Source organism: Flavobacterium aquiphilum (genome assembly GCF_027111335.1).
GTDB lineage: Bacteria > Bacteroidota > Bacteroidia > Flavobacteriales > Flavobacteriaceae > Flavobacterium > Flavobacterium aquiphilum.
On sequence record NZ_CP114288.1, the window covers coordinates 1,797,405 to 1,810,042 of the forward strand.

11 protein-coding genes are annotated in these 12,638 nt (G+C 35.2%); 5 read left to right on the forward strand and 6 right to left on the reverse strand.

All coding sequences use genetic code 11. From position 1 onward, the window contains the following. Window positions 1–173: 173 nt before the first annotated feature. The 3 genes from OZP12_RS07615 to OZP12_RS07625 all read left to right on the forward strand — a co-directional run bounded on the left by OZP12_RS07615 (window position 174) and on the right by OZP12_RS07625 (window position 4,617). Window positions 174–1,412 (forward strand): glycoside hydrolase family 27 protein, encoded by a 1,239-nt coding sequence (locus OZP12_RS07615; protein ID WP_281228443.1) that lies wholly within the window; start codon window positions 174–176, stop codon window positions 1,410–1,412. Between the two features lie 12 nt (window positions 1,413–1,424). Further along, window positions 1,425–2,384 carry a glycoside hydrolase family 5 protein gene (locus OZP12_RS07620; RefSeq protein ID WP_281228444.1) on the forward strand — a complete coding sequence of 320 codons (960 nt, stop codon included), beginning with the start codon at window positions 1,425–1,427 and terminating at the stop codon, window positions 2,382–2,384. Between the two features lie 115 nt (window positions 2,385–2,499). Then, window positions 2,500–4,617 (forward strand): ATP-binding protein, encoded by a 2,118-nt coding sequence (locus OZP12_RS07625; protein WP_281228445.1) that lies wholly within the window; start codon window positions 2,500–2,502, stop codon window positions 4,615–4,617. Window positions 4,618–4,688: 71 nt separating this feature from the next. Here the strand turns inward: OZP12_RS07625 and OZP12_RS07630 are convergent, their stop codons facing one another. After that, window positions 4,689–5,141, reverse strand: coding sequence for a GNAT family N-acetyltransferase (locus OZP12_RS07630; protein ID WP_281228446.1), 453 nt, complete (start codon window positions 5,139–5,141; stop codon window positions 4,689–4,691). Between the two features lie 215 nt (window positions 5,142–5,356). On the opposite strand from OZP12_RS07630, the gene OZP12_RS07635 reads away from it, so the two are divergent. Together OZP12_RS07635 and OZP12_RS07640 are read left to right on the forward strand one after the other, a co-directional pair. After that, complete coding sequence (locus tag OZP12_RS07635; RefSeq protein WP_281228447.1) at window positions 5,357–6,724, forward strand: NAD-dependent succinate-semialdehyde dehydrogenase; 1,368 nt, start codon at window positions 5,357–5,359, stop codon at window positions 6,722–6,724. A 390-nt stretch (window positions 6,725–7,114) separates the two neighbouring features. Then, window positions 7,115–8,128, forward strand: a complete 1,014-nt coding sequence (locus OZP12_RS07640) for an outer membrane beta-barrel protein (protein WP_281228448.1) — start codon at window positions 7,115–7,117, stop codon at window positions 8,126–8,128. A gap of 118 nt (window positions 8,129–8,246) precedes the next feature. Here OZP12_RS07640 and OZP12_RS07645 read toward each other — a convergent pair whose 3' ends face one another. The 5 genes from OZP12_RS07645 to OZP12_RS07665 form a co-directional block, all read right to left on the reverse strand. Next, window positions 8,247–9,389: a DegT/DnrJ/EryC1/StrS family aminotransferase gene (locus OZP12_RS07645; RefSeq protein ID WP_281228449.1), complete on the reverse strand. Its 1,143-nt coding sequence runs from the start codon at window positions 9,387–9,389 to the stop codon at window positions 8,247–8,249. A gap of 152 nt (window positions 9,390–9,541) precedes the next feature. Next, window positions 9,542–10,447, reverse strand: coding sequence for an N-acetylmuramoyl-L-alanine amidase (locus OZP12_RS07650; RefSeq protein ID WP_281228450.1), 906 nt, complete (start codon window positions 10,445–10,447; stop codon window positions 9,542–9,544). A 31-nt stretch (window positions 10,448–10,478) separates the two neighbouring features. After that, on the reverse strand, window positions 10,479–10,961 hold the full coding sequence (locus tag OZP12_RS07655; RefSeq protein WP_281228451.1) for a hypothetical protein: 483 nt from the start codon (window positions 10,959–10,961) through the stop codon (window positions 10,479–10,481). A gap of 33 nt (window positions 10,962–10,994) precedes the next feature. Continuing rightward, window positions 10,995–12,308 carry a 30S ribosomal protein S12 methylthiotransferase RimO gene (gene rimO / locus OZP12_RS07660; protein ID WP_281228452.1) on the reverse strand — a complete coding sequence of 438 codons (1,314 nt, stop codon included), beginning with the start codon at window positions 12,306–12,308 and terminating at the stop codon, window positions 10,995–10,997. Window positions 12,309–12,347: 39 nt separating this feature from the next. Next, the gene (locus OZP12_RS07665; RefSeq protein ID WP_281228453.1) at window positions 12,348–12,569 is read right to left on the reverse strand and encodes a hypothetical protein; all 222 of its coding nucleotides are present in this window, start codon (window positions 12,567–12,569) and stop codon (window positions 12,348–12,350) included. Window positions 12,570–12,638: the final 69 nt, after the last annotated feature.

The following is a 12,638-nucleotide window of genomic DNA, read 5'->3' on the forward strand; positions in this document are numbered from 1 at the left end:
ATAAAAATAAGTTTTTTTGGGCGTGTCCCTCCGTAAAAACTCCGGGTCGGGCTGTACGTTCCCGCTTCCCGATGAAAAATCGGGAGAGCTCCACTGCCATCCCTCACGCAGATTGTGCAGGACATCATAATTAGTGATAAAAACAATATTTTGTTAAAATAAATACTATTAGAATGAAAAAAATACTTCTCACATTACTTTTAAGTAGTATGGCAATTCAAGGTTTCTCACAAGGAAATGTCTATAAACAAGGATTCGGAAAATTTGAAGGTCTTGCGATGACTCCGCCAATGGGCTGGAATTCCTGGAATACTTTTGAAACAAATATCGACGAAAAATTGGTCAAAGAAACCGCCGATATTATGGTTTCTTCCGGAATGGTGGCCGCAGGTTACAATTACATTGTTTTAGATGATGGCTGGATGGCCAAAAATCGGGATATCAATGGTAATTTGGTTCCTGATCCGGTTAAATTTCCAAGCGGAATGAAGGCATTAATTGAGTATGTACACTCCAAAGGGTTGAAATTTGGTTTGTACAATTGCGCCGGAACCCACACTTGTGCGGGGTACCCCGGAACACGCGGGTACGAGTATCAGGATGCCCGTTTTTATGCTGATTTAGGAATCGATTTCTTGAAATACGATTGGTGCAACACCGCAGGGATTAATGCTCCCGAAGCGTATGCCACGATGAGCAACGCGCTCAAAACTGCCGGAAGGCCTATCGTTTTCAGTCTTTGTGAATGGGGAGATAATAAACCTTGGGATTGGGGAAAACCAATAGGAAACCTTTGGAGAATTTCGGGCGACATTTATCCTTGTTTCGATTGTGAATTTCATCACGAAGAAGGAAATTGGTCGTCATGGGGATTCATGAAAATTGCCGAAATGCGCAAAGATATCCGTAAATTTTCCGGACCGGATCATTGGAATGATTTCGATATGATGGAAGTGGGAGACGGAATGACCAATACCGAAGATAAAACTCATTTTTCCATGTGGTGCATGATGGCTTCACCTTTAATCGCCGGAAATGATTTCAGAAAAATGACAAAAGAAACTTTGGCTATTTTAACCAATAAAGAACTTATTGCCGTCGATCAGGATAAATTAGGGATTCAAGGATTCAAACTTTCTGCCGAAGACGGTTTGGAAGTTTGGGTAAAACCGTTATCTGACGGAAATTGGGCAATTACTTTTCTGAACAGATCAGATGTGAGCAAAAAAATAAATTTCGATTGGAAAAAAAATCCAATAAAAGATGCTGATTTTGGCTATGAAGCCGATTTCAATAAGGTAGCCTTCAAGATAAAAGACCTTTGGAAAAACAAGGAGGCGGGCACGACCAAAAAGAATTTCATGGCCGATATTGCTTCTCATGATGTAATTACGTTACGATTGATTCCTTAAAATTCGAATGATATGAATTTCAAATCTAAAATCACCCTGTTTTTGTTCGTGTTAAGTTGCAGTATGGCAAACGCACAATTTGTTAAAAAACATGGACAACTTAGCGTAAAAGGAACACAGTTGGTGGATAAAAATCAAAATCCAATTGTTTTGAGGGGAGTAAGCATTGGTTGGCATAGTATGTGGCCAAGGTTTTATAATGAGAAAGTGGTCAATTGGCTTAAAAATGATTTTCATTGCACCGTTGTTCGTGCGGCATTGGGGATCGAAATTGGAGAACACCCTTATGTGAAGGAACCGGAATTCTCCAAAGAAAAAATCGAGGCAGTCATAAAAGGAGCAATCAAATCGGATATTTATGTTATTGTCGATTGGCACAGTCATAATATTAATTTGAAAGAAGCCAAAGAATATTTTGATGAAGTTTCCAAGAAATACGGGAAATACCCGAACGTGATTTATGAGGTGTTCAATGAACCGGATTACGAAACCTGGGCGGAAGTCAAGTCATATTCCGAAGAAGTAATCAAGGTAATCCGTGCCAATGATCCGGACAATATTATTTTGGTAGGATGTCCCAAATGGGATCAGGATATTCAATTACCTGCCCAAGATCCTATAAAAGGTTTTGATAATTTGATGTACACCATGCATTTTTATGCGGCAACACATGAAAAATGGCTGCGTGATAGAACAGATGAAGCAATCAAAAGTGGCTTGCCCATTTTTGTCTCCGAATCAGCCGGAATGGAAGCTTCAGGAGACGGACCAATGAATTATGTTGCCTGGCAGGAATATATCGATTGGATGGAAACCAAAAAGTTAAGTTGGATTGTTTGGTCTATTTCGGATAAAGATGAAACCTGTTCGATGTTGAAAAAATCGGCAGATTCTGAGGGGAATTGGAAAGATTCAGATCTTAAGGAATCGGGCTTGAAAACCCGTGAATATTTAAGGAAATACAATAATTAGAAAGTTTACTAAAACAAAAAAATCCAATTTTTGAAGAAATTGGATTTTTTTTGTGTTGCAATTTAAAACAGTATATTGCAACATTGTTTTTTTGATTTACCCCGCTTGTAACTAAATGAGATTAACTTTAAAATTAACGACTTATTTTAAAATGCTTTTGTTGATCATTGGCATTTGTTCGTTATTTTTATTGTTGTTTCTTTCTCTTTATTTATACGTGGGTCAGCAGGAAAAAGACGTTTTTAAGGTCAATTCGAATCAGTACAAAACGGAGGTCAGTAAGTTGTTTGATTTTAATTCCAAAACTCAGGTAGTTACTATTAATGACCTTACTTATTGGGACTCATTGGTCAAATTTACCAAGACAAAAGATACGGTTTGGTACAATACCCACATTGTAAATGAATTTCCAACCTATGAAGTGGATTATATCGCTATTTACGGATTGGATAAAAAAAACATAGCCCACACATCAAATCCTAATTTTAAATCGAATAACTTCATTCCTGTCCAGGCGATGATGCATTTGTATAAAAAAAAGTTTTCTAAGTTTTATATGCGGATTCCTGAAGGGGTGGTTGAAGTTTTTGGAGGAACAATCCATGCTTCGAATGATCCTAAAAAGGTAAAATCAAAACCGGCGGGCTACATGTTTATGGCTCGCATTTTGAACCAAAAATATTTTAAAAATTTGGAAGATATGTGCAGTTCCAAAATTAAGTTTTTGGATAAAAAAGTGATACCGCACAATATTGGAAACAAAAAAGTGACTTCAATAATAGAATTGCGAGACGCGGATAATTTGGTGGTGACCAAATTATTTTTTGAAAGGCCTTCGCATTTAAATTTTGAAAAAACCAAAGAATTGTTGCTGATTATTGTGATTGCCACTTTGATAAGTCTTATCTCAGCAATTCATTATTTCAGAAAATGGGTGTATAAACCATTGAAACTAGTTACCACTATTTTGGAAAGTGACCGTGAAATATCAATCTATCAATTAAAGAAAGAGCCTGGAGAATTTGGTTATATAGGCAATTTGTTTGAAGATCATAGAAAGAATAGGTCCCAATTGGAAAAATCAAAGGAAAAAGCCGAAGAAAGCGATAAGTTGAAATCAACTTTCTTGGCCAATCTATCGCATGAGATTAGAACCCCGATGAATGCGATTATTGGCTTTTCGGATTTACTGTTGGATGAAAAGTTGAGTGATGAATTCAAGAAAAAATACCTTAAAATTATTAACAGCAGCGGCAAAAGTCTCGTGTCCATTATTGAAGATCTAATTGAGATGTCCAAAATCGAAGCCAAACAAATAGCTCCAAAATTTAAAGGGGTTAATATTGAAAAATGCTTAAATGAATTATTCAATACGTTGAAGGTTACTATTCCCGATGATAAAAACATAAGATTTTATCAGCAGGAAAGTAATTTTAAGCTAACGAATGATATCTTGACCGATGAAATAAAATTAAAACAAGTCATAATTAATTTGTTGACCAATGCGATAAAATTCACTGAAAATGGCCATGTTGCGTTTGGGTACAGCGTTTTTTCCGATCAAAAGTTTTTGGAATTTAGGGTAGAAGATACAGGGATTGGGATTGTCAAAAAAGATTTGAATGTCATATTTGATCGCTTTAGAAGGGTTGAAGATGATTATTCTATTTCACTAAGCGGTTTGGGATTGGGATTGTCGATTTCCAAAGCTTATGTGGAAATGCTAGGTGGCGAAATTACCGTAGAATCGGTTTTTGGCGGGGGATCGGTCTTTAAGTTTACGATTCCGCTACGTTATGACGTCACGGTTCATGAGGATGATGAAAGCTTACCAATAATGGCATTTAATGATACTGAAGGTAAGACCATTTTGGTAGCCGAAGATGACAATATTAATTTTTTGCTGCTTAAAACCATTTTGCAAAAGAAAAAACATACTGTTTTGAGAGCTAAAAATGGACAGGAAGTCGTCGATATTAATGCCTCAAATCCAAATATCGATTTGATTTTCATGGATATAAAAATGCCGGTTATGGACGGTTACGAAGCTTTTGAAATCATAAAAAAAGAAACTCCGGAACGAATTGTCATTGCACAAACGGCACATTCTTCTGCTGAAGTGAAAGAAAGAATCCTGAAGGCTGGTTTTTCAGGTTATATCACCAAGCCGCTGGATAAAGAAAAAATATTCGAATTAATCAACAAGACTTTTCAAAATAATGTCATTAGTTGATTTTGGTCTTTTAAAAAAAAACAGGGTTTCATCTGAAACCCTGTTTTTTTAATTTTTATGTAATTTGTTAGTTAAGTATTAAGTACAAGGTCATAACTATAAAGATAATCTTCCCTAACAAAACCCATTTTTTGGTATAATTTCTGAGCCACCGTATTGTTTTTTGCCGTTCTTAATCGTACGTCATGTGAGCCAATCTCTTTGGCGAATTCAACAGTTTTTGCAATTAATTTTTCCCCAATCCCTTTTTTTCTTGCGGAAGAATCCACAAAAATATCGTTTAGAATTAAAATTTTGTTAAGTGCCAAAGATGAAAAAGTTATATAATTCAATACAAAACCAACTAGTTTTTCTTTATTATCTTCATCGCAGGCCACAAAAATTGTAGCTTCATCGTTTTCTAATCGTTCTTTTAAGTAAGCGTAATGCTTATCATAATTAGAAGGGTTCTTATAGAAAACAACATATTGATCAAAGAGATTTGTCAATTGTTCTAAATCTTGGAGGTTGGCTTTGCGTATCATGTCTAGTTAGTTTTTGAGGTTGGAAAACTAAATTTACAAAAAAAAATATATTTTCAAGCTGTTGATCTATAGATTGTGGTTTGAATTCTTCTTTTTGGTGGTAAATTTGTTAAAATATTGCATTATGATAAATGAAACACTGCAGTTTTGTATGAATAATTTTTGAAAAGAGATATAACAACTTAACCGGAATCGGTAATTTAAGAAGTAAACAAATGAGTACAACAGTTAAAATATTTAAGTCTATAAATCCGTTCACGCAAACCGTTATTGCGGAACATGAAGTTTTATCCAATTCTGAATTGGGACAAAAACTAAAATTATCGGAATTCGCATTTAAGAACTGGCGTAATTCTACTTTTCAGGAAAGAGCAGAAAAAATGAAAAAGCTAGCCGAAATATTGAAGGCAGACAAAGAAAAACTAGGATTATTAATTACCAATGAAATGGGTAAGATTCTTCCTGAGGCAATTTCTGAAGTTGAAAAATCGGCTGGAAATTGCGATTTCTATGCCGAAAATGCTGAAAAAATGCTTAAAGATGAGTATTATGACACACCTTTCAAAAGTATGTCTGTTTACGATCCAATGGGGGCAGTGTTTGCTATTATGCCTTGGAATTACCCTTTTTGGCAAGTGTTGCGTTATGCAGCGCCGGCAATTATGGCTGGTAATGTTACACTTTTAAAGCATGCACCAAATGTTGTAGGGTGTGCCAAAGCCATTGAAAAAGCTTTTCTCGAAGCTGGTTTCCCCGAAGGCGTTTTTCAACAAATTAATATTGATATTCCGCAAGTAGAAAGCGTGATTGCTTCTGATGTTGTTTCAGGAGTTACCTTAACAGGGAGTGAAATGGCAGGATCGTCTGTTGCAGCTTTGGCGGGAAAATATATAAAAAAATCGGTCATGGAGTTGGGTGGTTCAGATGCTTTTATCATTTTGAATGATGCAGATTTGGAAAAAGCAGCAGCAGTTGCCGTCAAATCCAGAATGCTCAACGCAGGCCAAGCTTGTATTTGTGCAAAGCGCTTTATTGTTACAGAAAAAGTGGCTGATGAATTTGCAGCCCTTTTTGCTGATAAGGTAAAGGTTTTACAGCAGGGGAATCCACTACAACAAGGAATTCATTTAGGACCTCTGGGAAGAATAGATTTGGCTGAGAAGTTAAGTTATCAATTAGAAAATTCATTAAAGCAAGGAGCTGAATTAGTAACAGGAGGAGAACGAGACCATTGTAATTTTCAGCCTACATTAGTTGATTTTGTAGATTGTAATAATATTGTTTTCAAAGAAGAGACTTTTGGGCCATTGGCGACTATTATTAGAGCAAAGGATGAAAATAACGCAATTGAAATTGCAAACAACCATCGATATGGATTGGCATCGGCAATTTGGACCGAAGATAGAGAGCGGGCATCTATTTTGGCCAGGAAAATTGAAGCTGGCAATGTTTTTGTCAATTCTTTGGTTCGATCTGATTCCAGAATCCCATTTGGAGGTATCAAAAAATCCGGATACGGGAGAGAGTTGTCCGAGATAGGAATTAAGGAGTTTGTGAATATGAAGTCGGTAATTATTGAGTGATTTTTTAAGAGTGTCTTTTTGGATTTTATAAATCAACAAAATTATTTATATTTTTTATACCCCCTAAAAATTTAGGGGGTATTGTTTTTTATTTATATTTTAATTTGTATTTTTTGATTTTTAAAAACATATAATTGGGATTTAAGTTTAATTTTTTTGGGGTAATTTTTGAAAAAAGCCATTATTGAATTTTTAAAATAATCACAAAAAAATAGGAATTGCACATTATTTTTGGATGATTTTCGGATATCGATAATTCTTTTCTGAAAGTTTAAAAAAAATTTTTCTGTTAAGTAAAAGTTAATAATTTCGTCTCAAGAAAGAAAAAAAATAACGTAAAAACCGAGGATTTTTTACCCAATTCGAGTTACTAATTAAAACCAATTAAACATGAGAAAAGTTATTACCATTTTATTTTTAACATTGGCAACAAGTTTAACTTTTGCACAAGACGCTCCAGAATCTACTCCATTACAAATTTCAGGTTCGGGGGATTTATATTATAAATACGATTTTGCAAAAACACAAAATATTAAAACAAGCTTTGGTACAGACCAAAATTCGGTTTCTTTGGGGATGCTAGACATTGCTTTGAAGAAAAGCATTAAAAAAGTGTCTTTCGTTGGTGAAGTATCTTTTGGTCCAAGAGGGCAATACCAATCAATACCAAATGGTGATGGAACTGATGGAAATTCATTCCACATTCAAAATTTGTATGCAACCTTTGCAGCTACTGATAAACTTAGTTTCACAGCTGGATATATGGGAACTTTTGTGGGTTATGAGGTTATTTCACCTTTGGGTAATTTCTCTTATTCTACTTCTTATTTGTTTACTAACGGACCATTCCAAAATGCTGGAGTTAAAGCAAACTACAAAATTTCGGATAAATTTGGTGCAATGGTAGGTATATTTAATGATTCTTGGAACAGCTATAAAGCAGATCCAATCAAAGGATTGAATGCAGTAGGAGGACAATTGTCTTTCGTGTCTGGAGGAACAAGTGCTTATTTTAATGTAATGGATGGTTCTGTTAGTGGTACTATTTTGGACTTGACAGCAACTTTCCAACTTTCTGAAAAATTCAAATTAGGTTTGAATGCTGCTGATTTTTCAAATAAAAATGATGTAGGATATACTGGAGCTGCGTTGTACCCATCTTATTCTTTTAGTGATGCATTTGCTTTGGGATTACGTGCAGAGTATTTCAAATATAAAGAAGGTTCAGGGGATACAGATGTAACTGCTTTTACATTGTCAGGAAACTACAAAGTAAGTGGTTTGACTATTATTCCTGAGTTCAGAATTGATTCTAATTCAGATAAAGTTATGTTCGTTAATTCAGATATGAACCCAACTAGTTCAGCTTCACAAGTACTTTTAGCCGTAGTTTACGGATTCTAGTCAAAGCATTTATTTTAGTTTAGACTTATATAAAATAATAAAAGTATATTTTTTTTTTGCTGTCAAAATCCATTCGTGGTTTTGGCAGCTTTTTTTATTTGTTTGAAATTTAACTCAATCAGCTTAGTAAATTTAAAAGAGCAGTACTGATTCGCTCTTTGTCTGAATCGGTAAGATTGGAGCCAGATGGCAAGCTTAATCCTTTTTCAAACAATGTTTCGGAAACGTTATTTCCATAAAAAGGATAGTCTTTATAAAGCGGTTGTAAGTGCATTGGCTTCCATAAGGGTCTGCATTCTATATTGGAATCCAGTAAGGCTAATCGGATGGTTTCCCGATTGATCCCGTTTTTGGTTTCATCAGGATTTACAAGTATAGAAGTCAGCCAGTAATTGGAAAAATAGTCTGGACTAGAGGTTGAGAAAACTGAAATTTCAGGTGTCTTTTCAAAAAGAGCTACATAAAAATCATGCATCTCTCGTCTTAAGATAATATGTTCGTTCAATACTTTCATTTGGCCTCGACCAATACCTGCGTTGATATTACTCATTTGATAATTGTATCCTAATTCGCTGTGCTGATAATGAGGAGCTTCATCTTTTGATTGCGAAGCTAGAAACTCTGCTTTTTTCTTTAATTCATAATTTTGAGTGACAATGGCTCCACCTCCAGATGTAGTTATAATTTTGTTTCCGTTGAATGAAAAAACACTAATATCTCCAAAAGTACCACACTTTTGTCCTTTATAACAGCTTCCAAGAGCTTCGGCACTGTCTTCCAAAATAGGGATATTGTATTTATTAGCGATCGTTCTTATTTCGTCAATTTTATAAGGAACGCCATATAAATGTACTGTGATTATCGCTTTTGGTTTTTTTCCTTTGGAAATCGTATCCAAAATAGCTTCCTCCAAAGCAATCGGACAAAGATTCCAGGTTTCAAGTTCGCTGTCAACAAAAACAGGTGTTGCGCCTAAGTAGAGAATAGGATTTGCCGATGCTGCAAATGTGAATGATTGACAAATGACAATGTCGTCCTTTTTTACGTTTAGAAGAATTAAACCCAAATGAATAGCCGAAGTTGCCGAGTTTAGAGCTGTAACAAAAAGATTTTTAGATAAATATTTTTCCAAATCATTTTCAAATTCGGTAATGTTTGTCCCAACTGGAGCAATCCAATTAGTGTCAAAAGCTTCTTGTATGTATTCTAATTCGGTTCCTCCCATATGAGGAGAGGATAACCATATCTTTGGTTGGTTCATTGTCTTTGGGTGAAACTCACAGAATGAATTAAATATGTAAAAATAGCCTTTTTTGAAAAAAGTTTGAAAATGTACTGAACGGTTAGTTGTTTCGGTAACAAAAAAAGCTTTTTGAATCGACCAAAAAGCTTTTTTAGATTAAGTGTAAAATTTTATTTTTTGTAAATCGAGTAAATGGTACTGATTGTTTTTTCGTCCAAAATATTGTTGACTTCAGTTTGTATGAAATGAAGTTTGAAAGCGGTGATAGCAGCTGAGAGATTTTTGGTGTTATAACCAATAGCTTGCAAACCTTGTTCAGCATTGAAATTGTCCGGAGGACAAGGAAGTACTTCGTCCGACCAAACACCAAAACCATTTGCTGCCAAAAGTTTCCATGGGAATAATACGCTTGGATCTATTTTTCTTGAAGGTGCAATATCCGAATGACCAATTATGTTTTGTGTAGGGATATTGTAATCTTTCTTTAATTTGGTCAACAAAGCCAGTAAAGTATTGATTTGAGCATCCGAGAAAGGCTCGGTTCCATTATTGTCCAATTCAATTCCTATAGAACTGGAGTTGATGTCAGTGTTTTTTCCCCAAGAACCGTTTCCGGCATGCCAGGCTCGAAGGTAATCATTGAGCATATGAACTACTTTTCCGTCCCTGCCAATAACGTAATGAGCACTTACTTGGGTTTGTTGTAAGGTAAAAGTCTTTACAGTTTGTTGTATCGAATCCTGAGCGGTGTGATGTATAATAACGAAATTAGGTTTTCTTAAATTGAAATTAACTGTTCCTACCCATTCAGAGACGATTCCATTTTTTAAAATATCTGAGTTTGTTTTCGAAAGTGTGTCCTTGAAATTAAGTAACTGATTGTTGTATCGATAAGCTACGCTGTCAATAACAACATACGGTTCTTTTTTTAAGTTAACTATTTCTTTTTTGGCAATAGTTTCATTTAAATTTTTTACTTGGGCGTTGTAAACTTTTTCAGTGGCTTTATGTGGATTTTTGGTAGCGCACGAAACAATAAATAAGGCGGATATGATATAGAAAAAATACTTTTTCATATAGGTGAAAAATGTTTTTTATAGAAATTGATTAGTGTTTTTGAGCTTCAATTTTACTTTTTCGCTCTTCAATCAAGTTTTTAAACTTTTCTTTTTGGTCTTTGTTTAGTATCTCCATCATCTCCATTTCGGTCATCTCATTGAGTACTTTGAATTCGGCTGTTTTATCTTCGTCGCTACTTTCTTTTTTCATCAAAGCCTCTTGTTTTTTTAATGATTTCACATAGATATTAGTAACAACAACTTCCTGAAGCGCATCCAAATTAAGTTCTTTTTTATAATAAGCTACAATTTTCCCGGCAGTTACTTCTGCTGGTATTTCTTTAGGTTTGCTTGTTTCGTGTGGCATTTGTGACATTTGACTGGCTCTGCCGTAACCGTTTCCATAACCTCCGTAGCCACCACCGTAGCCACCCCCATAACCGCCACCGTATCCATTTCCGTATTGCGCCGAAATGGTGTTTACCGATAGTAATAATAATAACGCAAAAAATGCTGTTTTTAATGTCTTCATAAATGTAAGATTGAAAAATTAAAATTCAAAAATCTAAACTGGTTCTCCGTATAAATCAAATTCTGTTGCTTCAATAATTTTAATCATTGCAAATTCGCCTGTTTTTACATAGTGTTTAGTTGCATCAATTAAAACCTCATTATCTACATCGGGGCTGTCAAATTCTGTTCGTCCAACAAAATGACCTCCTTCTTTTCTGTCTATAATACATCTAAAAGTTTTGCCAACTTTTTCTTGGTTTAAATCCCATGAAATTTGAGATTGCAACTCCATTATTTCATTGGCTCTGTCTTGTTTTACATTGTCAGGGACATCATCTTCAAGAAGATAAGCATGAGTGTTTTCTTCATGTGAATAGGCAAAACATCCCATTCGGTCAAATTTCATTTCTTGAACAAAATCTTTTAGAATATTGAAATCTTCCTCTGTTTCCCCTGGATAACCTACGATCAAAGTCGTGCGAATTGCCATTCCGGGTACTGCAGCTCTAAAGTCTTTCAATAATTGCGTTGTTTTTTCCTGAGTTGTTCCGCGGCGCATCGATTTCAAAATAGAATCCGATATGTGTTGCAACGGAATATCGATATATTTACAGATCTTAGGTTCGCGTTTCATGATTTCAAGAACATCCATCGGGAAACCGGTAGGGAAGGCGTAGTGCAAACGGATCCATTCAATACCTTCTACTTTTACCAATGCTTCAAGTAAATCGCCAAGAGCTCTTTTTTTGTACAAATCAAGACCATAATATGTTAAGTCTTGAGCAATTAGTATCAATTCTTTTACGCCGTTTTTGGCTAATCCTTCGGCTTCTTTAACCAATTTTTCAATAGTTTGTGAAACATTTTTTCCTCTCATCAACGGAATGGCGCAAAAACTACAAGGTCTGTCACAACCTTCCGAAATTTTTAAATAAGCATAGTTTTTCGGGGTTGTTGTCAAACGCTCTCCCAGTAATTCGTGCTTGTAATCGGCACCCAAAGCTTTCAATAAAGCAGGTAATTCGGTGGTTCCAAAATATTGATCGACATTTGGAATTTCTTTTTCTAAATCGGGACGATATCTTTCAGATAAGCATCCGGTCACAAAAACTTTGTCTACAAGTCCTTTGTCTTTTTTATCGGCATATTCCAAGATCATGTTCACCGATTCTGCCTTCGCATTATCAATAAAACCACAAGTATTAATCACGATAATATTTCCTTCATCTTCCGCTTTGGCTTCGTGGGTTACTTCTTTGCCACTCGCTTTGAGTTGCCCCATCAGCACTTCACTGTCATACACATTTTTGGAACACCCTAACGTGATCACATTTATTTTGTTCTTTTTTAAAGACTTCGTTCTCATAGTATTCTCTTCCTTGATAATTTTAGGAATTTTGCAAAATTACAATTTTTTGTGCAAACCCTCTCTCTTTCCTTTTAAAATGGCGTTTTTGTTGAATAAAAATAATTTGGAGCACCACATTTGGTCTTTTTTAGGGAGATTAGTCCCGCCATCCGCTTCACACGAGCGATAGCAAACTGACGAAGTAATCTTATAAGCCGAACCCCGGCTTATAAGGATTTTTACTACTGTCGGGGCTATTGAAGAAATTTTGTTTTTCATAACCTGAACTCTAGGAAAGCTTTATGTGTAAAAAACAAAACCACTTTCGAGAATAATCAAAAGTGGTTT